General features: G+C 64.7%; 25 protein-coding genes. 16 read left to right on the plus strand and 9 right to left on the minus strand.

Annotated elements, in window-relative coordinates; translation table 11 throughout:
- Nucleotides 1–80: 80 nt before the first annotated feature.
- On the minus strand, nt 81–971 hold the full coding sequence (locus D3H34_RS12100) for an RNA polymerase sigma-70 factor (RefSeq protein WP_119553705.1): 891 nt from the start codon (nt 969–971) through the stop codon (nt 81–83).
- Between the two features lie 96 nt (nt 972–1,067).
- Nucleotides 1,068–1,925 carry a ferritin family protein gene (locus tag D3H34_RS12105; RefSeq protein WP_119553706.1) on the minus strand — a complete coding sequence of 286 codons (858 nt, stop codon included), beginning with the start codon at nt 1,923–1,925 and terminating at the stop codon, nt 1,068–1,070.
- 129 nt (nt 1,926–2,054) lie between these two features.
- On the opposite strand from D3H34_RS12105, the gene D3H34_RS12110 reads away from it, so the two are divergent.
- A complete protein-coding gene (locus tag D3H34_RS12110) occupies nt 2,055–2,669 on the plus strand; it encodes a glutathione peroxidase (protein WP_119553707.1) in 615 nt (204 codons plus the stop codon).
- Nucleotides 2,670–2,960: 291 nt separating this feature from the next.
- Here D3H34_RS12110 and D3H34_RS12115 read toward each other — a convergent pair whose 3' ends face one another.
- Nucleotides 2,961–3,572, minus strand: a complete 612-nt coding sequence (locus D3H34_RS12115) for a glutathione S-transferase N-terminal domain-containing protein (RefSeq protein ID WP_119553708.1) — start codon at nt 3,570–3,572, stop codon at nt 2,961–2,963.
- Nucleotides 3,573–3,691: 119 nt separating this feature from the next.
- On the opposite strand from D3H34_RS12115, the gene purB reads away from it, so the two are divergent.
- The 4 genes from purB to D3H34_RS12135 all read left to right on the plus strand — a co-directional run bounded on the left by purB (nt 3,692) and on the right by D3H34_RS12135 (nt 9,157).
- Entirely contained in the window at nt 3,692–5,071 is a 1,380-nt protein-coding gene (purB, locus tag D3H34_RS12120) for an adenylosuccinate lyase (RefSeq protein ID WP_119553709.1), read from the plus strand.
- 139 nt (nt 5,072–5,210) lie between these two features.
- Nucleotides 5,211–6,332, plus strand: coding sequence for a PepSY-associated TM helix domain-containing protein (locus D3H34_RS12125; RefSeq protein ID WP_119553710.1), 1,122 nt, complete (start codon nt 5,211–5,213; stop codon nt 6,330–6,332).
- 68 nt (nt 6,333–6,400) lie between these two features.
- Complete coding sequence (locus D3H34_RS12130; protein WP_119553711.1) at nt 6,401–8,551, plus strand: TonB-dependent receptor family protein; 2,151 nt, start codon at nt 6,401–6,403, stop codon at nt 8,549–8,551.
- A 45-nt stretch (nt 8,552–8,596) separates the two neighbouring features.
- Complete coding sequence (locus D3H34_RS12135) at nt 8,597–9,157, plus strand: YaeQ family protein (RefSeq protein ID WP_119553712.1); 561 nt, start codon at nt 8,597–8,599, stop codon at nt 9,155–9,157.
- A 174-nt stretch (nt 9,158–9,331) separates the two neighbouring features.
- On the opposite strand, the gene D3H34_RS12140 is transcribed toward D3H34_RS12135, so the two are convergent.
- Together D3H34_RS12140 and D3H34_RS12145 are read right to left on the minus strand one after the other, a co-directional pair.
- The gene (locus D3H34_RS12140; protein WP_119553713.1) at nt 9,332–9,637 is read right to left on the minus strand and encodes a putative signal transducing protein; all 306 of its coding nucleotides are present in this window, start codon (nt 9,635–9,637) and stop codon (nt 9,332–9,334) included.
- A gap of 2 nt (nt 9,638–9,639) precedes the next feature.
- The gene (locus D3H34_RS12145; protein WP_119553714.1) at nt 9,640–10,113 is read right to left on the minus strand and encodes a DUF3717 domain-containing protein; all 474 of its coding nucleotides are present in this window, start codon (nt 10,111–10,113) and stop codon (nt 9,640–9,642) included.
- Between the two features lie 509 nt (nt 10,114–10,622).
- Here D3H34_RS12145 and D3H34_RS12150 point away from each other — a divergent pair.
- The 3 genes from D3H34_RS12150 to D3H34_RS12160 all read left to right on the plus strand — a co-directional run bounded on the left by D3H34_RS12150 (nt 10,623) and on the right by D3H34_RS12160 (nt 12,367).
- A complete protein-coding gene (locus tag D3H34_RS12150) occupies nt 10,623–11,357 on the plus strand; it encodes a TerC family protein (RefSeq protein ID WP_119553715.1) in 735 nt (244 codons plus the stop codon).
- 85 nt (nt 11,358–11,442) lie between these two features.
- Entirely contained in the window at nt 11,443–11,907 is a 465-nt protein-coding gene (locus tag D3H34_RS12155) for a hypothetical protein (RefSeq protein ID WP_062475284.1), read from the plus strand.
- 103 nt (nt 11,908–12,010) lie between these two features.
- The gene (locus D3H34_RS12160; RefSeq protein WP_119553716.1) at nt 12,011–12,367 is read left to right on the plus strand and encodes a phage holin family protein; all 357 of its coding nucleotides are present in this window, start codon (nt 12,011–12,013) and stop codon (nt 12,365–12,367) included.
- A gap of 27 nt (nt 12,368–12,394) precedes the next feature.
- Here D3H34_RS12160 and D3H34_RS12165 read toward each other — a convergent pair whose 3' ends face one another.
- The gene (locus D3H34_RS12165) at nt 12,395–13,966 is read right to left on the minus strand and encodes a M48 family metalloprotease (RefSeq protein WP_119553717.1); all 1,572 of its coding nucleotides are present in this window, start codon (nt 13,964–13,966) and stop codon (nt 12,395–12,397) included.
- 90 nt (nt 13,967–14,056) lie between these two features.
- Between D3H34_RS12165 and moaC the strand changes: the two genes are divergently transcribed.
- Entirely contained in the window at nt 14,057–14,545 is a 489-nt protein-coding gene (moaC, locus tag D3H34_RS12170; RefSeq protein ID WP_119553718.1) for a cyclic pyranopterin monophosphate synthase MoaC, read from the plus strand.
- A 13-nt stretch (nt 14,546–14,558) separates the two neighbouring features.
- Here moaC and D3H34_RS12175 read toward each other — a convergent pair whose 3' ends face one another.
- Nucleotides 14,559–16,289: a PglL family O-oligosaccharyltransferase gene (locus tag D3H34_RS12175; RefSeq protein WP_167481179.1), complete on the minus strand. Its 1,731-nt coding sequence runs from the start codon at nt 16,287–16,289 to the stop codon at nt 14,559–14,561.
- A gap of 156 nt (nt 16,290–16,445) precedes the next feature.
- On the opposite strand from D3H34_RS12175, the gene D3H34_RS12180 reads away from it, so the two are divergent.
- The 7 genes from D3H34_RS12180 to D3H34_RS34245 all read left to right on the plus strand — a co-directional run bounded on the left by D3H34_RS12180 (nt 16,446) and on the right by D3H34_RS34245 (nt 24,462).
- Nucleotides 16,446–16,925, plus strand: coding sequence for a type IV pilin protein (locus D3H34_RS12180; protein WP_286185657.1), 480 nt, complete (start codon nt 16,446–16,448; stop codon nt 16,923–16,925).
- Nucleotides 16,926–16,932: 7 nt separating this feature from the next.
- Nucleotides 16,933–17,544: a GspH/FimT family pseudopilin gene (locus D3H34_RS12185; protein WP_119553808.1), complete on the plus strand. Its 612-nt coding sequence runs from the start codon at nt 16,933–16,935 to the stop codon at nt 17,542–17,544.
- A complete protein-coding gene (locus D3H34_RS12190) occupies nt 17,538–18,005 on the plus strand; it encodes a type IV pilus modification PilV family protein (protein ID WP_119553720.1) in 468 nt (155 codons plus the stop codon). The genes D3H34_RS12185 and D3H34_RS12190 overlap by 7 nt, the downstream gene beginning before the upstream one ends.
- A gap of 55 nt (nt 18,006–18,060) precedes the next feature.
- Nucleotides 18,061–19,146 (plus strand): PilW family protein, encoded by a 1,086-nt coding sequence (locus D3H34_RS12195; protein ID WP_167481180.1) that lies wholly within the window; start codon nt 18,061–18,063, stop codon nt 19,144–19,146.
- 9 nt (nt 19,147–19,155) lie between these two features.
- Nucleotides 19,156–19,854, plus strand: a complete 699-nt coding sequence (locus tag D3H34_RS12200) for a pilus assembly protein PilX (protein WP_147400418.1) — start codon at nt 19,156–19,158, stop codon at nt 19,852–19,854.
- A 45-nt stretch (nt 19,855–19,899) separates the two neighbouring features.
- Entirely contained in the window at nt 19,900–23,799 is a 3,900-nt protein-coding gene (locus tag D3H34_RS12205) for a pilus assembly protein (RefSeq protein ID WP_119553723.1), read from the plus strand.
- A gap of 363 nt (nt 23,800–24,162) precedes the next feature.
- Nucleotides 24,163–24,462 carry an energy transducer TonB gene (locus D3H34_RS34245; RefSeq protein WP_167481181.1) on the plus strand — a complete coding sequence of 100 codons (300 nt, stop codon included), beginning with the start codon at nt 24,163–24,165 and terminating at the stop codon, nt 24,460–24,462.
- A gap of 250 nt (nt 24,463–24,712) precedes the next feature.
- On the opposite strand, the gene D3H34_RS34915 is transcribed toward D3H34_RS34245, so the two are convergent.
- Together D3H34_RS34915 and D3H34_RS12220 are read right to left on the minus strand one after the other, a co-directional pair.
- Nucleotides 24,713–25,192: a pilin gene (locus D3H34_RS34915; RefSeq protein ID WP_119553725.1), complete on the minus strand. Its 480-nt coding sequence runs from the start codon at nt 25,190–25,192 to the stop codon at nt 24,713–24,715.
- Nucleotides 25,193–25,394: 202 nt separating this feature from the next.
- Nucleotides 25,395–26,195: an MBL fold metallo-hydrolase gene (locus tag D3H34_RS12220; RefSeq protein ID WP_119553726.1), complete on the minus strand. Its 801-nt coding sequence runs from the start codon at nt 26,193–26,195 to the stop codon at nt 25,395–25,397.

Here is a 26,195-nt window from a genome sequence, read left to right on the forward strand (position 1 = left end):
AAGAGCAATCGAATCTGCTTGCTGCACCCTGAAGACGCGCCAGCCCTCGGCGCTGTGACACGCCGCCCGCTTTTTTTCGCTCAGTCGCCCTGTTTGGCCGCGAAAAGCTGCGCGATACGCGCCAGCTTGTCGGGGTTGCGCTGGGCGCGGATGCGCACGATGCGCTCGCCCTCGATCTCGAAGGTCTGGGCCGATTCGAGTTCGCCGTCGAGAAAGCGCAGCATCCCGGGCTCGCCGTTGAGTTCGACCAGCTCCATGCGCACGCCGGCGCCCATGCGGCGCCACAGCGCGAAGTACAGCTGCGCCAGCCGCTGGCTCCCGCGCAGGACCTTGCTGAAGGTCTGCACCTTGCCGCCGCCGTCGCCGATGAGTTCGACGTCCTCGGCCATCAGCGCCTTCAGGTCCTGCAGGCTGCCGCGCGCGGCGGCGTCGGCAAACGCGCGCAGCAGGCGCTGGTGGGTTTCGCGCGAGACCTGGAAGCGCGGGCGGGCCTCCTGCACCTGGGTCTTGGCGCGATGCACCAGCTGGCGGCAGGCCGCCTCGCTCTTGCCGAGGGTCTGGGCGATCTCGTCGTAGTCGGCGTCGAACACCTCGCGCATGAGGAAGGCGGCGCGCGCCTCGGGCGCCAGGCGCTCGAGCACGGCCAGGAAGGCGACCGAGATGTTGTCGGCGCGTTCGAGCACCTCTTCGGGCGTGTCGGGCGACGCCGTGAGCGTGGGCTCGGGCATCCACGGGCCGATGTAGTGCTCGCGCTGGACCTTGGCGGTGCGCAGCCGGTCGATCGACAGGCGCGTGACGACGGTCACGAGCCAGGCTTCGGCGCTGTCCAGACGTTCCTTGTCGGCTTCATGCCAGCGCAGCCAGGCGTCCTGCACCACCTCTTCGGCCTCGGCGACGGAGCCGAGCATCCGGTAGGCGATGCCTTGCAGGCGGCGGCGGTGGGTGTCGAAGGTGAGGGTCGGGTCGTCCATGCCCGATTAGACGTTCGACGCCGGCGCGCTGTGACAGCGCGCGCTCAAAAAAATCGCCCCGGCATGCGGGGCGATCTTTCGGTGCGTCGGGGCGACTCAGGCGCCCTGGTATTCCGGCCTGGGGCCGAGCGCCGCGGTGATTTCCTTGCGGTAACGGTTCAGCTCCTGCACGGTCTTGAAGCTGCGGTTCATCAGCAGGCTCAGGTTGTGCAGGATGCGCTCGCCCACCTTGGTTTCCCAGACGGCATCGAACTTGATCTGGTTGTCGAGCCAGTGCTCGAGCCAGTCCGGGTCGGGCATGCGGCTCTGGATGGTGTCGTTCGGGAACAGCGCCTTGTTGACGTGCAGGTTGGTCGGGTGCAGCGCCTGCGCCGTGCGGCGCGCGCTGGCCATCAGCACGCCGACCTTGGTAAAGGCGGCACGCGCCTCGTCGCCGAACTTTTCCATCGCGCGCTTCATGTAGCGCAGATAGGCGCCGCCGTGGCGGGCTTCGTCCTGGCTCAGCGTGGTGTAGATGTGCTTGATGACCGGCTCGGTGTGCCACTGGGCGGCGCGGCGGTACCAGTGGTTGAGGCGGATTTCGCCGCAGAAGTGCAGCATGAGGGTTTCGAGCGGCGGGGCCGGGTCGAAGTCGAAGCGCACATCGTGCAGCTCCTGCTCGGTGGGCGCATGCTGCGGGCTGAAGCGCTTGAGGTACTCCATGAGCACCAGCGAGTGCTTCTGCTCCTCGAAGAACCAGATCGACATGAACGCCGAAAAGTCGCTATCGTGTCGGTTGTCGCGCAGGAACATCTCGGTGGCCGGCAATGCCGCCCACTCGGTGATCGCGTTCATCTTGATGGTCTGCGCCTGCTCTTCGGTCAACAAGGAGGCGTCGAACGACTGCCAGGGAATGTCCTTGTCCATGTCCCAGCGGACGGATTCGAGTTGTCTGAAGAGTTCCGGGTACAGCATCAAAGTCTTTCTATGGCCGCCGATTTTAGTCGGCCCGTTTGGCGCGCCCATGACAGACGCGCGATGATGCGTGTACGTGCGCCCTCGCGCGACGGATGCACATCCCCCTTTTCGAATCAGGAGCCTGCCATGCGAACCCCCGCCCGATTGTCGACGTTGCGGCGCTGCGCCACGGCTTTTTCCCTCGTGGCGGGCCTGTCGGCGGCCCTGGCCGCGAACGCCCAGACAGCCCCTGCCGTACCGGCGGTCGGCGGCGGCGCGGGATGCCCGGCGATCCTGCAGCACACCTTCCCGCGGCTGCAGGATGAAAAGCCCCAGAACCTGTGCCAGTACTCTGGAAAGGTGGTTCTGGTGGTCAATACGGCCAGTTTTTGCGGCTTCACCCCCCAGTACAAGGGTCTGGAGGCGCTCGACGTGAAGTACCGCGAGCGCGGACTGGTGGTGCTGGGCTTCCCGTCGAACGACTTCTCGCAGGAATCGGGCTCCAACAAGGAGATCGCGGATTTCTGCGAAAGCACCTTCGGCGTGAAATTCCCGATGTTCACCAAGACGGCCGTGCGCGGCACCGACGCCAACCCGCTGTTCAAGCAGCTTGCGCAGGCCTCGGGCACGACGCCGAAATGGAATTTCTACAAGTACCTGATCGGGCGCGACGGCAAGGTGGTGCAGGCGTGGTCGAGCATGACGGCGCCGGACGAAAACGGCTTCATCAACGTCATCGAGAAGCAACTCGGGGCGAACTAGGACCGTGTCGCCCAAAAGGCGGCTCGGCAATGTGAACTTTCCGTCACAAACGTTTACGACTCAACCGGGAACCGTGTGCCGGGGCCGCGCTCATACTTCGGGTGGGCGGCCAAGGCCCACAGGTTTTCATGTTGCGAGGTCTTCCGGGCGCCTGCCGTCCGGTTGAAATCCCGAGGCGATTCTTCTCCTCCTCCCTCCCTCCCTCCTTCGTGTCGGGGCGCCTCGCAGCATTTTTGTCTTCATCCCCAGAACGGGAACTCCCAAAAAAAAAGCGCCGGTCGGCGCTTTTTTTCAGGGTTGCGTGTCGATGAAGCTCGGCCGCAGCATGAGCTTGTCGTACAGCTTCGCGAGGTTGGCGTGCTCGCCGCGCCAGTCGATCTCGGGAAAGCGCAACCCCAGCCAGCCCAGCGCGCAGCCGACCGCGATGTCCGACAGGCTCAGGTGGATGCCGCTGCAGAAGGGTTTGTCGCCCAGACCCTTGGCCATCGCAGCCACACCAGCCTCGACCTTGACGCGCTGGCGCTCGATCCAGGCGGCGCTGCGCTCGCCGTCGGCACGGCCGGCCCAGGTGGCCTCGAGGCGCCAGAGCACGCCAGCATCCATGACGCCATCGGCCAGCGCTTCCCAGGTCTTGACCTCGGCGCGCTCGCGGCTTTGCTGCGGAATGAGCTTGCCCACGGGCGACAGGGTGTCGATGTACTCGACGATGACGCGCGAGTCGAACATCGCCTCGCCGCCTTCCATGATCAGGCACGGCACCTTGCCCAGCGGGTTCGAATGGGCGATCGTGGTGTCGGCCGACCAGACGTCTTCGATCACGAACTGGTAGTCGAGCCGCTTTTCGGCCAGCACCACGCGCACCTTGCGCACATACGGGCTGGCGGCGGATCCGATCAGTTTCATGAAGGCTCTCTCCCCATCGCTTGTTAACGTTTGTTCGCAGGCATTTTAGGTGAACGGAAAATGACGGCACCCGAATTCCCCCGCGGCACGCCCACCCGGCGGCCGCCTAAAATTCGGGCATGAGCTTTTCCACCGTCTCCGCCCTCTCCCCCCTTGACGGCCGCTATGCGGCCAAACTCGCGGCCCTGCGCCCGCTGATGAGCGAACAGGGCTACATGCACCGTCGCGTGCAGGTGGAGGTGGCCTGGTTCATCGCGCTGTCCGACTGCGGCTTTGCCGAGTTCAAGCCCCTCACGGGCGGCGCCCGCAAGTACCTGATGGGGCTGGTGTCGCATTTCTCCGAGGCCGACGCCCTGGCCATCAAGGACATCGAGAAGACCACCAACCACGACGTGAAGGCCGTCGAATACTGGATCAAGTCGAAGTTCGAAGCCCGGCCCGAGCTGGTGGCCGCCGCCGAGTTCGTCCACTTCGCCTGCACCAGCGAAGACATCAACAACACCAGCCACGCCCTGCAGATCCAGGCCGCACGCGACACCGTGGTGCTGCCAGCCATCGACGGCCTGATCGCCAAGCTGCGCGAGATGGCGCACCAGTTCGCCGACGTGTCGATGCTTTCGCGCACCCACGGCCAGACCGCCAGCCCGACCACCGTCGGCAAGGAAATCGCCAATGTGGCGGTGCGCCTGACCAAGGCCCGCGCGCAGATTGCCGCCGTGCAGCTGCTGGGCAAGATGAACGGCGCGGTCGGCAACTACAACGCCCACCTGGCCGCCTGGCCCGAGTTCGACTGGGAAGCCTTCAGCCGCAAGGTCGTCGAGACGCCCGCGCCGCTGGGCCTGGGCCTGAGCTTCCAGCCGTACAGCATCCAGATCGAGCCGCACGACTACATGGCCGAGCTGTTCGACGCCGTGGCGCGTGTGAACACCATCCTGGTCGACTTCTCGCGCGACATCTGGGGCTATGTGAGCCTGGGCTACTTCAAGCAGCGCCTGAAGAAGGGCGAGATCGGCTCGTCGACCATGCCGCACAAGGTCAACCCGATCGACTTCGAGAACGCCGAAGGCAACCTGGGCCTGGCCAATGCGGTGCTGCGCCACCTGAGCGAGAAGCTGCCGATCAGCCGCTGGCAGCGCGACCTGACCGACAGCACGGTGCTGCGCAACATCGGCGTGGCCTTCGGCTACGCCACGCTGGCCTACGCGAGCCTGGCCACCGGCCTGGGCAAGCTCGAGATCAACGAAGAAGCGCTCGCCGGCGACCTCGACGCTTCGTGGGAAGTGCTGGCCGAGCCGATCCAGACCGTGATGCGCCGCTTCGGCGTGCAGGGCGCCTACGAGCAGCTCAAGGAAGTCACGCGCGGCAAGACCGTGACGGCCGAGGCGCTGCACGGGCTGATCCGCTCGCTGGCCATTCCCGAGGAAGAGAAAACCCGCCTGCTGGCCATGACGCCCGCGAGCTACACCGGCAAGGCGGCCGAACTGGCCCGTAGAATTTAGGCCTCCTCCGCGACGATCCACGGCCCGTACCCACGGGCAGTGCGGTCCGTTCGCTTTTCGATCTCTCCCAGCCAACGTGCCCTATGCAGGGCATGCCAGCCGACAACCCTGACGGGACGCTGCGACGTCCCCGCTGCGCATGCGCGCTCCGCTCAGACGCTACTGGCTCACGCTCCACCGATGGATCGGCCTCACGCTCGGTCCGCTGCTCGCCCTCACGGCGCTCCTGGGCGCCGTGCTGGTGGTGGCGCTGCCGCTCGACCGCGCCGTCCATCCTGAGTTCTTCACCGCGCGAAGCGGTGCCAGCACCGCCTCGACGCCGCTGGAGCCGCTGCGCCAGCGCCTGCTGGCCGAGTTCGGCCCCAACACCAACCTCACGCTGCGCCCGCCGCGCCAGCCCGGCGACACGCTCTGGGTGATGGTGCGCGGCCCGTGGGAAGGCACGCTCTACCTCGATGCGGCGACCGGCGTCGAACAGGGCCGCCGCGGCACGCACGAAGGCGCCTACAACCTGCTGTTCGAGCTGCACAGCAGCCTGCTGCTGGAAGACACGGGCAAGGGCATCCTCGCGATCGCAGCACTGGCCTACTTGTTCCTGCTGGTCACCGGCGTGGTGCTGTGGTGGCCGGTTCGCTGGCCGCCTTCGCTGCGCATCGTGCTGAATCGCGGCCTGCTGCGCGGGCTGTTCGACCTGCACCGCACCGGCGGCGCCGTGCTCGGGCTGCTGATCGCGGTGTCGGTCTTCACCGGCGCCTACATGGCCTGGCGGCCGCTGGGCGGCTTCATCTCGACCGCGCTCGGGCAGACGCCCGTCAAGCCGCCCGTGGTGCCCAAGGGCACATCCACCGGCCCTCGTCTGCCGCTCGACGAGCTCGTCGCCCGCGCACAGGCCGTGTTCCCCGACCAGCCCATCGGCTACGTGCAGGTGCCCGGCCGCCCGGACCGGCCGCTGCGCGTGCGCTTCCGGCTCGCCGACGACCCGCACCCGAACGGCATCGGCTCGGTGTGGCTGCATCCGGTCACGGGCGAAGTGCTCGGGACGCGCCGCTGGCAGGACCTCGACGCCGGCAACGGCGCGGTGGCCGTGATCTATCCGCTGCACACCGGCGTGCTGGGCGGCGTGGTGCACGAGGCGGTCACCGCGGTGCTGGGCCTGGCGCTCGCGGGCCTCGGCCTGAGCGGCGTGTGGCTCTGGTGGCGCCGGCGCGCCGTGGCTGCGGCCGCGCGCAGCAATGCGTTGTCCCGCGGCACGACGCCCTGAACAACGCCCTGACCGGCGAGCACCCCCACCCCTTCACTCCATCACTACTACACCGAAGAGGACCTCCCTTGTTCCTGCATCAAAGAACCGCCATCGCGCTGGCCCTGCTGCCCTTGAGCCTGCAGAGCTTCGCGGCCGACGCCGAGCCGTCGAAATCGCTCGACGCCATCACCGTCACCGGTGACTGGCTCGGCACGCCCACCGAGACCAAGGTGCTGGAACATGCCGGCGCGCGCAGCATCGTCGAGCGCCAGCAGATCCAGGAAAGCGGCTCGTCCAGCGTGCGCGACGTGCTGCGCCAGGTGCCCGGCGTGCAGGTGCAGGAGAGCAACGGCACCGGCGGCAGCGACATCTCGCTCAACGTGGGCGTGCGCGGCCTGACCTCGCGGCTGTCGCCGCGCTCGACCGTGCTGCTGGACGGCGTGCCGCTGGCCTACGCGCCCTACGGCCAGCCGCAGCTGTCGCTGGCGCCGGTGTCGCTCGGCAGCCTGGAGGCGGTCGACGTGGTGCGCGGCGCGGGCTCGGTGCGCTACGGCCCCCAGAACGTGGGCGGCATCATCAACTTCGTGACGCGCTCGATCCCGAAGCAGTTCGCGGGCGAAGTGGGCGTGGGCGTCGAGAGCGCCAGCCATGGCGGCGGCACCAAGACCACGCCCAGCCTGTTCATCGGCGGCACCAACGAGAACGGCCTGGGCCTGGCGCTGCTCTACTCGGGCACGCACGGCGACGGCTTTCGCCAGAGCAACGACAAGACCCGCATCGACGACCTGATGCTCAAGGGCGCCTACCGCCTCTCGAAGACCGACGACATCGCGATCTCGCTGCACCACTTCGAAGGCAAGGGACGCATGCCCGGCGGCCTGACGACGGCGCAGTTCGCGGCCAACCCGTTCCAGTCGGACCGCCCCTACGACGAATTCACGGGGCGCCGCACCGACGGCTCGATCAAGTACACGCACAACGACGGCGTGAACAAGTTCGAGATGCTGACCTACTACACGGACTCGTACCGCAGCAGCTACCTCGAGCAGGAAGGCACGGGCGCCAACGCCAACCGGCGCCGCCTGACCACCGCGCCGCGCAACTACAAGACCTACGCCTTCGAGCCCCGCTACTCGCGCCTGGTCGACTCGGGCAGCGTGGTGCAGGAAATCAGCATCGGCGCGCGCTACCTCAAGGAAGAGGCCTCCGAAGTGGCCACGCGCAGCGCCTACTACCGGCCGGCGCCGGGCTTCGACGCCTACGCGCTCGCGCAGCCCGCGTACCAGACCAGCAAGGGCGGCACGACCGCCCACGCGTTCTACATCGACGACCGCATCGACTTCGGCAACTGGACGGTCACGCCCGGCGTGCGCTACGAGTCCTTCCGCTCGTACAACGACGTGTTCACCATGGCGAACAACCGCATCACCAACGCGATCTATCCGAAGATCAAGTCCAACGAGGTGCTGCCCACGCTGTCGGTGCTCTACCGCATGAGCGAGCGCTGGTCGCTGTTCGCCAATGCCGGCGTGTCGTTCGGCCCGCAGCAGTACGCCCAGCTCGCGCAATCGACCACCAGCCTGCACCCCGAGAAGGCCAAGACCTATGAAATCGGCACCAAGTACAAGGGCGAATCCTGGAGCGGCGAGCTGACGCTGTTCAACATCAACTTCGACAAGGAGCTGCTGCTGGCGCGCTCCATCACCGGCGACGTCGGCCAGTGGACCGACCTGGGCGCCACGCGGCACCGCGGGCTGGAATCGGCGCTGCGCTACGACCTGGGCAGCCTGAGCGATGCGCTCAAGGGACTGTCGGTGTCGGGCACCTACACGTACACGCAGGCCACCTCGAAGGCCGGCGTGTTCGCGGGTCGCGACCTGCCGTTCTACTCGCGCCATGTCGCCACGCTCGGCGCGCGCTACGAGCGCGGGCCGTGGACGCTCAATGCCGACCTCTACGCGCAGTCCAAGCAGCGTTCTCCCGGCTCGCCGGATGACGGCGCGAAGTACCTCACCGTGGAAGATGCGACCGGCCGGTTCGGCGACATCCCGGGCTACGGCACGGTGAACCTGCGCGCCGCCTACGATTTCGGCCCCTCGCTGAGTCACCTGAAGCTGGCCGTGGGCGTGAAGAACCTGTTCGACCGCCGCTACTACAACCGCTCGGTCGACAACAACGGCGGCAAGTACGTGGGCCAGCCGCGCACGGTGTACCTGCAGGCGTCGGTGGCGTTCTGAGGCTGGAGGGGCGCAGGCAGGCGCGGGGCCTACACTCGCGCACCCATGGCCCTCAAATCCACCATCTTCAAGGCCACCCTCGCGGTGGCCGACATCGACCACGGCTACTACGCCGACCATGCGCTGACCCTGGCGCGCCACCCCAGCGAAACGGACGAGCGGATGATGATCCGCCTCGTCGCGCTGGCGCTCAACGCGCACCAACTGCAGGACGTGTGCAACGGCGACGGCACACTGGCCTTCGGCGCCGGCCTGTCGAACGTCGAGGAGCCCGACGTCTGGCTGCGCGACTTCACGGGCCAGACCAGGATCTGGATCGAGGTCGGCCAGCCCGAGGACAAGCCCATCATCAAGGCCTGCGGCAAGGCGGACGAAGTGATCGTCTACGCCTTCAACCACGCGGCCGAGATCTGGTGGCGCGGCATCGAAAGCAAGCTCACGCGGCCCCAGAACCTGAAGGTCTACCGCGTGCCGACCGAGGCTTCGCAGGCGCTCGCGAAGTTGGCGCAGCGCAGCATGCAGCTGCAGGCGACGATCCAGGAAAGCACGCTGACGCTGGGCGATGGCGTGAACAGCATCGACGTCGAGTTGCTCAGGTGGAAGTAGGCCTGCGCAGCTAGTGTGCTGTCCCGCAAATAACTGCGCATATGAAATCGATGCGTTTCACGCCAGGGCAAGGCGCAAACCGCAGCGATACCCGTAGGTATCGCGAGGATTTGCAACGCCGCCCTGGCGTGAAAGGCGCGATTTCATATGCGCAGTTATTTGCGGGACAGCACACTAGGCCGCCGGCATCATCTCGCCGCACTGCCAGCACTGCTCGAAGCCACCCTCGACCTGCTCGCCGCAGACGCAGCGCCAGCTGCGTTGCGGGCGGTGCTGCAGTTCGTGCAGCAGGCGCCGCGCGAGGTCGTACTGCGATTCGTCGTCGATCCAGATCTCGGGCAGGCACTGATCGGGCGGCAGCTGGCCCATGACCGCGCCGAGGAATTCGCGCTGCACCGTGGCGGCCACGCCCTCCTCGCGCAATGCGTGCGCCCACACGGTCGCGATCGCGAGGTTGGGCGCTTGCGCGAGGCGGCGCATGGTCAGGGCGCCCAGTTCTGTTCGTTGTCGGGATCGAATCCGGGTTCGGCGTCGGCCGGCTGCGCCGGCTCGGCTTCGCGCGCACGCTCGGCGTAGCGGTTGAAGCGCCAGGCCGAGTCTTCCATGGTGATGCGGCGCCAGGTGACGCGCTTCTCGACCGGCGTCATCGCCGGCCAGTACTGCACCTCGTCGAAGGTGCGACCGCACCCCTTGCACTCGTCGTCGCCCTGGCTGGTGGAGCAGATCGCGATGCAGGGCGTGTCGGGCGTGCTGTGGTACCAGTCGAGCCAGGCCGCCCAGGCCTTGGCGGGAAAGCCGACCTCGTCGACCTCGTCTTCGTGGTGAAACACCATGAGCGCGTAGACCTCGGCCAGCGCGCGCAGTTCGGGCGCCAGCGTGACGCCATCGGACGAGGGACTCTTCTCGCGCCAGTGGTTGATGGCGGCCTCGATGTCGGTGATGTGGATGGCGGCCATGGAGAGTGAAAAAACAGCGAGCGGGCGATCATAGTCCCGCAATGTCCCGCTCCTTCTTAGGGCCATAGGTGCTACGAAAAATAGAGCGCGCATTGCCCAATAGGCGGGGCTTTCGGAAGGATCGTCTTCAAATGCAAAGAAAACTTTCGGTTGCCTCTGCGCTGCCTTCAATGCTCTAATCCGCCCCACGAAGGGGAGTAGCTCCCGATCGCTGTCCTTGGGCAGCGTGAATCGTCAGGTCGTCAATACGAAGCAAAACACTTCCGGCCTGACGGGCGACACACGCGCCGACGCCTGTCGGCGCGCCTGCTGTTGTCGAGCGAGACCTTCGATTTGAACCTGCGCAGGTTTGGTCGAAGCGTTCGCAAGTCCCCGGTGTCACCCGGCCTTCGCTCTTTCGCTTTCGACCGCTCCCGCGCAGGATGAATCGAAACGCATCGGAGTGCGCCTGCCCGTCGTCGTTCCCATCCGGGGAGGCTCAGGCGTGGCGCCAAGACAAAGAGGAATCTATGGAACAGTTCATGGCCCCGGAATTCTGGGTCGCGGTCGGTCAGATCATCATGATCGACATCCTTCTGGGCGGCGACAACGCTGTCGTCATCGCGCTGGCGTGCCGCAAGCTGCCGCCCGCGCAACGCACCCAGGGCATCTTGTGGGGTACCGCCGGCGCCATCGTGCTGCGCGTGATCCTGATCTTCTTCGCGCTCACGCTGCTCGCGATTCCGTTCCTGAAGCTGGTCGGCGCGATCCTGCTGGTGTGGATCGGCGTGAAACTGCTGGCTCCCGACCATGACGACGCGCACGGCAACATCGCCGGCAGCGACAAGCTCTGGGGCGCCGTCAAGACCGTGATCATTGCCGACTTGGTGATGAGCGTGGACAACGTGATCGCCATCGCCGGTGCCGCACAGGGCGCGGGCGAAGGCCATCAGATGCCGCTGGTGATCTTCGGTCTGCTCGTGAGCATCCCGATCATCGTCTGGGGCAGCCAGTTGGTCATCAAGCTGATGGACCGCTTCCCGATGATCATCACGCTGGGCGGCATGCTGCTGGGCTGGATCGCCGGCACGATGGCCGTGTCCGACCCCGCGCTCGCGAACCCCGCCAACTGGACCTGGGTGCCGAAGGTGCCGCAGACCGACACGATCAAGTACGCAGCCGGCATCGCCGGTGCGCTGCTGGTGCTCGCGATCGGCAAGTGGGCGGCCTCGCGCAAGCCGGCCCCCGCCACCCCGGCCCACTGACCGTCTTCCGACGATCGACACCCCGCACTGAAACTTCTTGCATCAATCCAGTCTCTGTCACTCTAACTATCAAAGGAGAGCACTCATGGAAAAGATCATTCTTTACGTCGACGACGCCGTCTATGCCAGCGAACAGTTCGCAGAACTGGCGCCGGATGCGGACAACGTCGTGGCACGCCATTGGGTACTCGTGGCCTGCGCACCGCGCATGACACACCGGATCAGCAAGTGGGTGAGCCACAGCGCGCGCGAAAACTGGCGCGCCAAGTGGTTCAGCAAGGTGCAGGCGCAGATGCTGCCGCTGCTCGAGCGCAACGGCGGCCAGGTGACGGCGGTGCTGGCCAAGGGCCCGCTGACCGACCTGACGCAGCAACTCAAGCGTGAGCACGCGGCCACCCACGTGGTCGATGCGCGTCGCCCGAAGATCGGCGTCGACCTGGAACCAGTCACGCCCGACCAGACCCCGCCCAAGCAATCGGGCTGGGCCTTTCCCGGCGCCGTGATGGGCATGGGCGCACTGCTTGTGCTGGCGAACGAGCTGGCCGAGTAAGCCGCTTCGGGCCACACGCCCGACCAATCTCTCGACAAGCCCCGCTGCGGCAACGCAGCGGGGTTTGTTCTTTTGCGCAGCCCCGTGGGGTATCCTGCGGCGCATGCGCATCATCCTCAAATGGCTGCTCAGCGCCGTCGCGCTGCTCGCGGTCGCCTACCTCTACAGCGGCGTCCAGGTCCAGAGCTTCGGTTCGGCGCTGCTCGCGGCGGCCGTGATCGGCCTGCTCAACATGATCGTGCGGCCGGTGCTGGTGATCCTGACCTTGCCGGTCACCATCGTCACGCTCGGGCTGTTCCTGTTCGTGATCAACGCCCTGCTGTTCTGGGCGGCCTCGGGCCTGCTCGGCGGCTTCCACGTGAACGGCTTCCTTGCCGCGCTGCTGGGCTCGCTGATTTACTCGCTGCTCGGCCTGCTCATCGAGAGCGCGCTGGGCGGGCTGCTGTCGTCCCGGCGCTGAGCGGCGCCGGCAACAGCCCTTTCCTCTTCACTTCAGCGGCGGCTCCTCGGCCTGCTGCTTGACCAGCACATCGACCGCCCGCGCGCGCGTGTCGATGATCGATGCCTCATAGTGGTCGATGGGCGCCCCCGACTTGCGGACCAGCTCCTGCGCCGCCTTGAAGCGGTCGCGCGCCGCCGGGTAGTCGAGGATCGCCACGTTCGCCTCGGCATCGGCACGAATGGCGCGCAGCGTGTCGTTCTGCGCCCCATACAGGTTGGCCAGCGTGCGCCAGGCCGTGGCGTCCCGCGGATGGACAGCCACCCAGTCGCGCAGCGCAGGCACCATCGGCGCGGGCTGGCGCTGGGCGATCGCCGCTTCGGCCGCGAGGATCATCTCGGGCCGCTCCTTCGATTTGGCATCGAGCAGCGCCGCCGCGCGGGGGGCCGCACCGGCGGCGAGTTCGATCTCGGCCTGCAGCCAGCGCGCCTGCTTCGATGCCGCAGCGTCGTCGGTCGTGCGGGCCACGAGCCGTTCAACCAGCGCGCGCGCCGCCTTGAAGTCGCGCAGCTCCTTGGCCGCCATCGCCGCCGCGTAGAGCGTGCCCGCCTGCTGCGCCGGCGAGCTGCCCGCGAACTCGCCGCTCGACGCCGCGTTGACCCACAGCCGCAGCACATCGACACCCGGACGCGTCAGCACGCGGGCGCGCGAGGCGACCATGGCGTGGTCCATCACCAGCGGCACCGTCGGCGGCGCCCCGTCGGCGCGGAACTGGAAGCGGCCCTGCATGTCCGAGATGCGCTCGGTCGTCAGCGGGTGGCTGCGCAGATAGGGGTACGAGCCGTTGTCGTTCAGGCGCGAGGCGTACTGCAGCTTCTCGAACATCGCGGCCGCACCCTGCGGCGCAAAGCCCGCCTGCGTCATCACGCCGAAACCGATGCGGTCGGCCTCGCGCTCCATGTCGCGCGAGAAAGCCAGCTGGTTCTGCATGAACAGCGCCTGGCTGCCCATGATCACCGCCTGGCCGGCGTCGGCGTTGCGGCTCTTGCTGGCCGCGATCATCCCGAGGATCAGGCCCGCGATCATCAGGGGCATCTGCTTGCCCTGCTTGCTCATGATGCGCGAGATGTGGCGCTGCGTGACGTGCGACAGCTCGTGCCCGAGCACCGTCGCCAGCTCGTCGCGGCTGCCGACCGCGGCCAGCAGCCCCAGGTTGAGGCCGAGGTAACCGCCCGGCAGCGCGAAGGCGTTGATGTTGCGGTCGCGCCCGAGCAGGATCGTCCACGCAAAGCGCTCGTCGAGCTCGGGCGTAAGCTCGCCACGCGATCGCGCAGCGGCGAGCAGGCGCTGCCAGATGTCCTGCACGTAGGCGGCGATCACCGGGTCGTCGATGTAGTCGGTGTCGCGGTACAGCTCGCGCACGATCTGGTCGCCCAGCTGGCGCTCGGCGCTCGCCGTCATCTCGCCACCGTCACCGAGGCCCGGCAGGATCTGCTGCACCTGCGCCAGCGCGGGGGCAGGAAGCAGCACCTGGGAAGCTATCAAAAAAGTAGCACACACCGCATGCCGGATGGGCGTCGGACGTTTTTTCTTTGGGGCAGAAGGAGTCAAGCGCGGCATTCCTCGTCAGTGGCTCGGACTCGTATGATGCCTCTTCAAAACGAACGTTCATCCATGCGCGCAACGCCATGCGACGCAGAAGGCACTCCCATGACCACCCTCACCCATTTCGACGCCCAAGGCCAGGCCCACATGGTCGACGTGGCCGCCAAGCCCGCCACCCACCGCGTGGCCGTGGCCACCGGCCGCATCGAGATGCAGCCCGCGACGCTGGCGCTGATCGCATCGGGCACCGCCAAGAAAGGCGACGTGCTGGGCATCGCGCGCATCGCCGGCATCCAGGCGGCCAAGAAGACCAGTGACCTGATCCCGCTGTGCCACCCGCTCGCGCTGACCCGCGTCGCCTTGGCCTTCGCGCTCTCGGAGGGCGGCGAGGCGCCGCAGGTGGCCTGCACCGCGACCGTCGAGACCGTCGGTCCCACCGGCGTCGAGATGGAAGCCCTGACCGCCGTGCAGGTCGCGCTGCTCACCATCTACGACATGTGCAAGGCCGTCGACCGCGGGATGCGGATCACCGACGTGCATGTGCTGGAGAAGCACGGCGGGAAGTCGGGGAGCTACGTCGCGACGGCGGGCTGAGCCGCAGCAGCGGCTACAGCTCGGGCGCGTCGTCCGGCCGGTTGTCCAGCCAGCGGGCGAAAGCGGCCGGAAACGCCACCCGGAAGCGCTCGGCCAAGGCATGTGCCTCGGCATCGCGCCCCAGCAGCTCGGCGCTTTCAATCAACTTCATGATGACGCGCGGCTCGGGCGAGAAGTGCAGCACACGCCCGGCCAGTTCGTGCATGTGCGCCGCATTCGCCGGGGTGACGGCCGTGAGCGTCACTTCGGCGAAATCCACCTGGCGTGAGAACAGCCACGAACCCTGGAGCTTGGCGAGGGTGTCGTCACGGTAGGCCGGCATGCGCGCGTCGCGTGGCAGGTAGATCTGGCTGATGCGGGTGTAGTCCCAGGCGGCGTAGCCGATGACGGCCATCCACGCTGCGGCGGCGAATGCGGCGAGCTTTTTGCCGTTCGCTTTTGAACGGTCAGACAACGGCTGCGGCGCCGGCCACAGGATGCCGAGGCACAACCCGAACACCAGCTGGAACGGCCCGTACCAGAGCGGGTACTCGAGCAGGCTGTGCAACAGGATCACGCCGAGCAGGCCCCACGCCATCAGCCGCAAGGGATCGCGCTCCCGCCACGGCTTCGCCGTCCACACCATCCACAAGAAGCCGCCGCAGATCAACAGCGCCGCCGGAATACCCAGCTCGACCGCAAGGTGCAGCGGCAGGTTGTGGGCGTTGTCGAGGATCACGGGGAAACGCGGGCCGTTGTAGAGCGTGGCGAAGTGCGCGAAGCTGAGTTCGCCCCAGCCCCAACCAGTGAAAGGGCGTTGGGCGATCAGGGACAGGACGTTCCGCCAGAGGACGACGCGGCTGTCGGAGCTGACGGTGGCGGGTTGAAGGCGGTGGAGCATGCCGCTGCCGGCGGTTGCCGCGTGGCCGACATCGCCTCCGCTGGCCAGGTACGGCATGAACCAGTGCAGGGCGGCATACAGCGGGATTGCGGCGAGCAGGATTGCAGGAGCCGGCAGGCGAAAGTCCCCTGCAGGTTGCGATGCCACCCGGCGCTCCCGCCAAGCCATGACGCTGGCTCCGGCGACGATCAGGACCAGTTGCAGCACGCCGGTGCGTGACCCTGAGGCCACCAAGGCTGCAATCAGGAGCACCGCAGCCGGGGCAAGCAGCCCGCGGGCACGTCGCGATCTGTGCGCGGCGTGCCACCAGAGCGCGGCGACCAGCGCCATGCTGATCAAGGTGGCGAACTGGTTGCGCTGACGCAGATTGCCCCAGGCGCGGCCGGTCGGGGGCGACGAGGTCAGCGGGCCGAGGAACTCTGTGAAGCCGTAGTACTGCAGCAGGCCGAGCAGGGCGCTGAGCAGGCCGGCGGCGAGCAGGCCTGCCGCCAGCGCGCGAACCAGAGGACCGCGGTGCTGCATGGCTCCCGCGCCCAGACAGGCCGCCGTGGCGACCCCGGCCAAAGCGCCCAATGTTGGCAACAAGAGCGTGGCCCCCGTACCCACTGCCGCGGACAACACAGCGAAACAAGCGATCACTGCCAGCCCGACACGCAATCCCCGAGAGGGAAACGCGGACGGTGCCATCGCGAAAAGGCCCGCGAGGCACCCCCACGTCATCAACTGCTGCCAGACATTGATCGAGGGGCCGCCCGCCAACGGGGAAAGAAAAGGCCAGGCCACAAGCGCGGCGCAGGCGAATTCCCTGATCCGCAAGGGCGCAGGCAAAGGAGGCGCCGGCAAGGGCGCATCAAGACGATTCATTGCCCCAGATCATGCCAACCGACCGTCGCCGATGAGTGGCAGCAGGCGGCGGATGAGTGGATTTGCATTTAGAAACAGTTATAGACAATCTATCACCATCCTAAATAACCATTGCCTGCTGCTTAGCCACTCAGCGGCAGCCGAGAGGCCCGTTCAATGACCAGACCCCAGATCGCCATGAAAGCAGCTGCCGCGCAGCGCCGCAACTTGCGGGGTTTCACACTCATCGAGGTCATGATCGTCGTAGCCGTTATCGGCATCCTCGCGGCCATCGCTCTCCCAAGCTACAACGACTACGTTCGGCGCGGGCAACTGCCAGAAGCGTTCAATACGCTTTCCGCCTACCGGGCGACGATGGAACAGTACTACCAGGACAACCGGAACTACGGCCCCTCGGGAACCAATTGCGCCGCCAACGCGGCGGCCGCCTTTACACCTTCCGGTGCCAAGTACTTTGGCTATACCTGCTCGACGTCAGCCAGTCAGCAGAACTACGTCATCACGGCCACCGGCAGTGCGGGGCGGGCGGTCGGCCATACATACACCATCAACCAGAACGGCGAGCGCGCCACGACCCAATTCAAAGGTAGCACCGTGACGCAACCGTGCTGGCTTACCAGCACCAACGCCTGCTGATCGAACCATGCCGATCACCATGCGTCAACGCGGCTTCACACTGGTTGAACTGGTCGTCACCATCGCGGTGCTGGCGCTGATCCTCTTTGCCGCCATGCCGAGCATCGGCTCATGGCTGGAAAACACCCGCATCCGCAACGTTGCCGATTCGCTGCAAAACGGGCTCCAACTGGCACGCGGCGAAGCTGTGCGGCGCAATCAGAACATATCGGTATGGCTGGTGTCGCTCGACGACCCTGCGGTGCTGAGCGATGACTGCTCCCTCTCGGGCGCCAGCGGCGCCTGGATCGTGAGTGTGAATTCACCTGTGGGGCATTGTGCCGATGCGCCGTCCACGACCAGCTCCCCCATGATCGTCACAGGACGTGCGTCTGGAGACAGTGGGGGACGCGTCTCGGTGGCGGCCGTGCAATCCGTAGACGGCTCGACCGAGGGCACGCGCGTCACGTTCAACGGATTTGGGCGCGTTGCCAACACCGACGCGATTGGCCAGATTGACGTGACAGGAACGAGCACTGGCGCCCGGGCGCTGCGCATCGTTGTCTCGCCCTCAGGCTCGGTGCGGATGTGCGAACCGGCCATCGTCGATAGCACGGCAAAGGATCCCCGTAAATGCTGAATCGAATGAATCGCGTCCGTGCGACCGAGCGGCTCAGCCCTACACGAGGCAAGCCTCGCGCAGCACGACATGCTCGAGGCATCGCCCTGATCGAAGTGCTCGTGGCGCTGCTGATTTTCATGCTTGGCGTGCTCGGGCTGATCGGCCTGCAAGCATCGATGACACGTGCCCAAACCGAATCCAAGGTGCGCGCCGATGCCGCCTACCTCGCCAGCGAATTGAATGGACGGATGTGGTCCGATCTCGCAAATCTCGCGAGCTATGACGGCACCGGCTGCGCCTCTCAAGCCCGCTGCAGCGAGTGGCAGAGCAAGGTCGGCAGCAGCCTGCCTGGTGGGACCGGAGCAGTCACTGTCAACGCAACCTCAGGCGACGTCGCCGTCACCATCAGCTGGACGATGCCAAACGGGGAGACCCATCGGTATGTCACGCATACAACCGTCACGAAGGCTGCGAACTGAGATGCGCACCATTCAATCCACCCTATCCAGACGGCTTTCCCTACGAGGATTCACCTTGGTCGAGCTCATGGTCGGCCTCGTCCTGGGACTGCTCACGGTTCTGGTGATCAGCCAAGTACTCGCGCTCGCCGAAGGCAAGAAGCGTTCGATCACCATGGGCGGCGATGCGCAGGTCAATGGAGCGCTGTCGCTGTTCACCCTCCAGCGCGACGTGCAGATGGCTGGCTATGGTGCCGCGGCCAGTCCAGATGCCCTCGGCTGTTCAGTGACGGGAAAGTACGACACAGGCGGCGCGTCGTTCGTTTTTCCACTGGCGCCGGTCGTCATCACCAACGGTACCAGCACCGACACCGATGCTCCGGACACGATCACGGTCTTGCAGGGTCAGACCACCAACTTTTCGGTGCCCATGGTCCTCAAGGAGGAACACCCGCAGTCCAGCAACTATTTCGAGGTAGCCTCCTCGTTGGGCGCTGCGGTCGGCAACATGATGATTGCCGTGCCGAAACTCCAAGGTTCCGGCGTGGGGTGCACGCTCTTCAGCGTGACCAACGACACCACATCCCCAGCCACGACCCTGGGGCCTACACGCGTACCTCACGCCGCCACCGCTGCAAGCAAATGGAATCAGAACAGCATATTTCCAGCGAGCGGATACATGTCAGGCAGCTACTTGCTGAACATGGGTTCGATGGTCTATCGCAGCTACTCGGTCAGCAGCGTCCATAGCCTTCAAATGGTCGAACGCTCCCCGATAAACGGAGCACTGACCGACCCACCACTAGAGCTCTATCCACAGATCGTCAACCTTCAGGCCCTCTACGGCAAGGACACCGATGGCGACGGCGTCGTCGACACCTATGACAACGTAACGCCGACCACCAACGCAGGCTGGCTCCAGGTGCTCGCAATCCGTATCGCGGTGGTGGCGCGCAGCAATCAGTACGAGAAAGAAATCGTCACGGCGAGTGCCCCCCAGTGGGACGTGGGTGCCAACGCAACCATCGCAGGCACCACGACCTGCCACGGTGCCAGCAAGTGCATTGCACTGAGAGTGAGCCAAGTCGCCGAGTGGCAGCACTACCGCTTCAAGGTCTACGACACGATCGTGCCGCTGCGCAACGTCCTCTGGAATTCCTGAGTCACCGTCATGCAAATCAGATTCTTGAAGCTTTCCCCGCCCCGGCGCGCGCAACACGGTGTCTCACTGCTCTTTGCCCTGCTGACCCTGGTCGCGCTCTTGCTTGCAACGTTGGCGCTGGTGCGCTCGGTGGATACCAGCACCCTGCTGCTTGGCAATATGGGCTTCAAGCAGGACGCCACCTCTGCAGCAGACCAGGCCGCGCGCCAGGCAATTGATTGGTTGACCGCCAACAGCGCCAGCCTGAACACCGATCTCGCATCGAACGGCTACTACGCAAGCACGCAGGAACTTGCTGCCGACGGGGTCACGGCAAGACCACCCATCGATGTCACCGGCCGGCAACTCGCGGCCAGCAACAACCGCCAATTGATCGACTGGGACGGCAACAGTTGCCAGTCCGCCACGACGGGCACATACAACGGCTGCACCGTCACCACGGCGGATGCTGGTGCCATCAACAGCAACAACGCCCGATTCGTCATCTTCAGGCTGTGCTCCAAGCCGGGCAACTACGCCACAGACGCGAGCATCAGTTGCGCCAAACCGATTTCGGGCGCTGGCGCCAACGTGAGCAAGAAAGGCGAAATGAACTACGCCGAGCAGCCATTTGCCGGCGGCACATCCGGCCCGTACTACCGCATCGTGGTACGCGTGCTGGGTGCCCGCAACACCGCCAGCTTCACCGAAACCATTGTGCATTTCTGATGAGGGAGCGCCTCCTCCAGCGCGAGACACAGAGAACTCAACACCATGAAAAATAGACCCAATCCTGTCCTCGACCGCAAATATCAAAGACAGGCCATCTGCTGCGCGGTGATGGTCTGCGCGTTGCTGCTGGGGTCGTTCGCGCCCGTGATCGAAGCGGCCCCCACTGACCTCTCGAATCAGCCGCTTGCGACGCTCCCTGCAGTTCAAGCCAAGCCGAACCTGTTGTTCGTTCTGGACGATTCGGGAAGTATGGACAACGACTACATGCCGGACGAAATGTCCAATGGCAACGGCAGGTATGGATACCGTTCTGCGCAGTGCAATGGCGTGGCCTACGACCCCAAGATGACCTATTCGCCGCCACTCTATGCGGATGGGACGCCCTATCCCAATGCGGTTTTTACAGCAGCACGCGTCGACGGTTATGACACGTCGAGTTCCACTACGAATCTCAACAACCGGTTGTACTACACCTACCGCGGCACTCAGCCCAAGATGGGCTGGGTATACACCAGCAGTGGCGCTGTTCGGAACACTTTTTATAACGAGTGCAGAAGTTCGACTGACTCGTGGAGCGACGTTTTCTCCCCTGTAACGGTCACCAGCGCTTCTGACGAGGCCCAAAATTACGCTAATTGGTACTCGTACTACCGCAAGCGCTACCTGTTGATGCGCACCGCCATGGGTCGGGCGATATCAGTACTCGACTCGAGTTATCGAGTTGGCTTCAGCACGATCAGCGATGGAACTGCAGTGGATGGCGACAACTACTTCCGCGACGTCAAAGATTTCGATACCGACCAGAAGGCCAACTTCTACAGGAGTCTCTACAACGCTTCGCCAAACGGCTGGACACCCTTGCGCGCGGCCTTGTCCAAGGCAGGGCGCTACTTCGCCAATAAAGCGCCCGGCCAAACTTATGATCCGGTCCAGTACTCCTGCCAACGCAACTACGCATTGCTTTCCACGGACGGCTACTGGAACAAGGCCAAGGGCCTGCAGCTCAACGGTACCAGCGAAATCGGGCAGCAGGATGGGAGTGAAGCCCGCCCGATGCGGGACGACACGCGGGTGATCATCACGACAACAACGCCCTATACCGTGGCGCTGACCCGAAATGCGCTTTCCGCCCAAACACAAACCAGGGATTGGACGCGCACCTCAGTCACCGTTTCTTCAACACCCAAGACCAACAATCCGAACAAGGGTAAATATCTCGTCACTACGCGCACCAATCAGCGCTACACCGAGACACAAACCCGGACCCGTACAACGCCGCAATCCGCGACTGAGTCCTACACCGAGACGGTAGTGACCACCGATGGCGTCGAGACATCCCGAAGCATCGGCTCGCGCACCACCTCCACCTGGATCAACACCGCGACGCCAACAGAGACGTTCACTGGCAACGGCCCTCCTACCGTCAACAGCAGCTTCACGGATGGAACCGCAGCGAATCCTACTTACCAGACTGCTCCAGGCAATGGCCAACCGGACTATTCGAATCCAGTCGCACTGGCTTGGGGTGCATGGTCCACACCAGCAATCACATCCAACTCGACAACGGTTCGCCAGCCTCCTGTTGCAGGCACACCCACTCAAACGCCGTCCACATCTGGAGGTACCGGCAACACACTGGCCGACGTTGCCCAGTACTACTTTGCAACGGACCTGCGCACCAGTGCGCTCGGCAATTGCACCTCGAGCAGCTCGGGTAGCAGTCAAGATGTTTGCAGCAACATCGTGCGCCCGATTGGTAACGACAGGGCCGCATGGCAGCACATGAATTCGTTCACGATCGGACTTGGCGTGAGTGGCACGCTGCCTTATGACAAGAACTACCTGACCCAGACCGCCGGCACCTACGTCGACCTGACCAGCGGCGCTTTGACCTGGCCTGTGCCAGAGGGCACGGATCTGAACAACGGCGAAGGTGGCAATGCCACCAACGTCGACGATCTGTGGCACGCTGCCGTCAATGGCCGCGGCCAGTACTATTCGGCACTCGATGCCGGTGCGCTGAGCGAGGCCATCAATGGCGTCGTTACCTCGGTGCAGCAGGTGGCCGGCTCGGGCGCGACCGCTTCAACCAGTTCGCTCCAGCTGGTGGCCGGCGACAACAACCTCGTCTTCCGAGCCAGCTACACCACGCAGTTGTGGACCGGCGATCTCCAGGCCTTTTCGATCAATGGCTCTACAGGTGTCATTGCGACTACCGCTACGTGGTCGGCGCAAGCCAAACTCGACGCGAAGGCCGCGTCGTCTCGCAGGATCTACTTCAGCGACGGCTCGGCCCTCCAGAGCTTCGAGTACGGGAATCTGAGTGCCGCGCAAAAGGCTTACTTCGACAATTTTTGCGGCCAGACACTCGTCGCGGCGCAATGCTCGCAGCTGTCGTCCAGCAACAAGACCGTGGCCAACAACGGCACCAACCTGGTCAACTACCTGCGCGGCGTACGAACCCACGAATCGGCCAGCGTCGATGCGTCCAACACCGACATCGCCGCGCTCTATCGCAAGCGCGATCATTTGCTGGGTGACATCATCAACGGCGCCCCAGTTTATGTCGGGAAGCCCCCGTTCCGGTACGCCGACTCGGGCTACGCCGATTTCGTCGCGGCGCAGGCAACGCGCACGCCGGTGGTGTATGTGGGGTCGAACGACGGCATGCTGCACGCCTTCTCAGCCGCCACCAACGACACGGGCGGCACCGAACTCTGGGCGTATGTTCCGAGTGCAGTCATGCCCAACCTCTACAAGATGGCCGACACGAGCTATGGGTCGAAGCACCAATACTCCGTGGACGGAGCTCCAGTCATGGGCGACATCAAGGTCGGAACCACCTGGAAGACCATCGTCGTTGGCGGCCTCAACAGCGGCGGACGCGGCTACTACGCACTCGATATCACAGACCCCAACGATCCGAAGGCTCTTTGGGAGTTCACCAACACCAACCTGGGGCTCAGCTTCGGCAACCCGGTGATTGCCAAGCGCAGCGATGGCACCTGGATCGTTGCCTTCGCCTCTGGCTACAACAACGCCGATGGCAAGGGTCATCTCTACGTGTTGAATGCCAATACCGGCGCCCTGCTACTGGACATCGCCACCAGTGACGGCAGCAACACGGATCCGAGCGGTTTGGCAAAGATCAACGCCTGGATCGAAAGCGCCAGTGACAACACCGCCAAGCGCTTCTATGGCGGAGATCTGCAAGGCAACCTCTGGCGTTTCGATATTGACGCGCTCCTGCTACCCAACCGGGCAGCGATGCGACTCGCCAAGTTCCAGGTCGACGCCTCGACGCCCCAGCCCATCACCACCAAACCGGAAACCGTCGAGATTTCAGGCCGCCCAGTGGTCGTGGTCGCGACAGGTCGCTACCTCGGTGCAAGCGACATCACGGACTCGACGCAGCAAAGCATCTATGCGGTGAGAGACACGCTGACCGCCACCGGATGGAGCGACGTGCGCGCCGATACCGCGAATTTCGTCAGGCAGACATTCACCTTGAATGGCCCTGTGGCAACGGCCACGGCAGCCTCTGTATCCAACACGGCGGTCAACTGGTCGACCAAGGGAGGATGGTGGATCGATCTGCCGCATTCACGTGAACGCGTGAACACGAACCTAGGCCTGCAATACAGCACCCTGTCGGTTGCCACTGCAATTCCGAACGGCGATGCCTGTGCATCGGGCGGCACGGCTTGGCGCTATTACCTCAACGTGGCCAATGGCGGCGTAGTCACCACCAACCCGGCTGGAGGACTCTGGAGCACGGACGGGTTGATCATGGGCATGACATGGGTGCAGGACAGCAACGGCAACGCCCGCATCATTTATCAGAAGAGCAATGGCGACAACGTGGTTGAAACGCCGCCGGTGGCAACGTCCTCCGGCTCCGGCAGTGTGCATCGGACCTCCTGGCGCGAGCTGGTGGACTGATCTGCGATGAAAGCGGTCCTGGCCAGGCATGCGTCGGGCCAGGCAAAGATGCGATACATACTTTGTGCGAGCGCAGTGCTCTCTCTAGCGCTTCACGCCGCTGTGCTTTCGATGCGCACCTCACCCGCCGTTCCAAAGCACACGGCGAGCACTGCAGTTGGAAGTGCTATTGCCTACATGCAAGTGCGAACGGTCCTCGCCCATGCTTCTCCATCACCACTTTTGGTAGCCCATGCCTCCCTGCGAACGCTAGGAGCGCCTCATGCATCTGGGCGTGCGCCAATCCTCAAAGAAGAACCGTCGACAAGCGAGCCGCCTACGCCCCCCGCCTCGACCACAACAGAGGCAGAGGTCGACAACTACATGCCCCGCAGTCAGCTGTCGAGGCCACCGATTGCCTTAACGGCTATCGTGCTCGAACCTCCGCCCGGCGAACTGGTGGGAGATCGACTTGTTGGCATTCTTTCGCTCTTCATCGATGAGCAAGGCCACGTGGAGCGCGTTGACGCCGAGGAGCCGACACTTCCCCCAGCTTTCGAGCAGGCCGCACGCGAAGCCTTCATCGCCGCGGAGTTTTCTCCCGGTGAGATCGATGGCCGAGCAGTCAAGTCACGGCTGCGAGTGGAAGTAGTGTTCGACAACACGTCGCTTTCAATGCCTTGAAGATGCGCTCTATCGCTCCCCTCACGTCAAATTTTGCCCGCATGCGACGAGGTGCGTAGTCGTCGATTCAATCCAGGAAGATCCGCCAGCCGCCCAAGATGGTGTCGATAGATACAGGCTTCAGGACAACGCGGCGCTCAATCATGGCCATGCAAGGCGATAGGACTACCTAACTCTTCGGGCCTGTGAGATGCGGGGGGAGACGCAAAAAAAGCCGCCCGAAGGCGGCCGATCCAGTCGCAAACTGAAATTACGGGCAGTCGCCTTGACCCGGCTTCAGGCCTCGCGACGCATTGCAAACCGTTCCAGATTGGGTAAAGACCATGGTGGGCTGGCCGGCGGCGGGAATGGTCGGGGTCAGAATGTAAGTCAATGCCACGCCGCCAGCATCGGTAGCACCCGTGGTGGTGTTAATCGCGCCAGTTGCAGCGGTGATCGTGACTGCAGCCGTGACGTTCTTGGTCGTCGCAGTCGGCGTATTGGGGATTCCATTGGAGCCCAGCGTGACGCAGTTGGCGAGCACATTGCCCTGTTCGGACATGCAAACTGCAAAGGCTTGCTTAAAGGCCGTCATTTCAGCCGCAGCGCCAGCTGCTCGTGTACGCGACGTGTAGTCCGAGTACTGCGGGATCGCGATTGCAGCCAAGATACCAATGATCGCCACAACGATCATCAATTCAATCAGGGTGAAACCCTTTTGCACATTGCGTGCGATAGAACGACGGTTCATTCAATTAACTCCAGGTTGGTTTGTAAAGCCCGGGAACCAGCCCGGAGCGCAGGACCTTCCGCAGCATCCGTGCCACCCGGCTTCCCCACCCTGCAGCCCTCGATCAGGCCGTCTTTGGTCACAAGATGGTTACATGATGTGACACAACTCGCACTCAGATGCCAAATGTGTCGACAAATTTGTCATGCCCGGCCGGGCACGGTCAGAAGGTCAGCACCCCATCCGCCTTGAGCCAGCGGATGTCCCGCTGCGCCAGCCCCGCCACCTCCCGGCCGGCCAGCATCTCGATCTGGCTCATGATTTCCTCGGTCTCCGCCGGCTTGGTGTGGGTGATGTAGATCGGGTACTGCTTCCCCGGATCGATGTGCGCCAGCTCTTGCGCGAGCGCGACGGGCGACAGGTGCAGGCTGCGTTCGGCCAGGGCCTCCTCGCGGGTGCTGAAGGCGGTTTCGATGACCAGCATCGCCACGTCGATCGCGTTGACGCGCTCCCAGAAGGGCGGGTTGCGTTCGGTGTCGCCGCTGAAGACCCAATGGGCGCCGCCTTCGGCCCGGCGGATGGCGAAGCCGCAGGCTGGCACGGTGTGGACGGCCGGGAGCACCTCGATGAGCTTGGGTGCATCGCCGAGTTCGAGACGCTGGCCGACGGCGATCTCGTGGAAGCTCACGAAGGGCAATTCCGGGCTGGGAATGCGCTCGAAGTTCGGCCATATGACGTTGTTGAACACATGCGCGCGCAGCGCGTTGATGGTGGCCGCGAGAGCATGCACGCGCAGCGGCCGGGTGCGGCGGCTGCCGACGGCGTCGAGCATCAGGGGCAGGGCGGCGATGTGATCGAGGTGCGAGTGGGTGAGCACCACGTCGTCGATGCCGGCCATTTCGTCGAGCGTGAGGTCGCCGACACCCGTGCCCGCATCGACGAGCAGGTCCGCATCGACCAGGAACGAGGTGGTCCGGCAGTCTTTGGCAATGGCGCCAGAGCAACCCAGCACGCGAACCTGCAT

The organism is Acidovorax cavernicola (assembly GCF_003581445.1).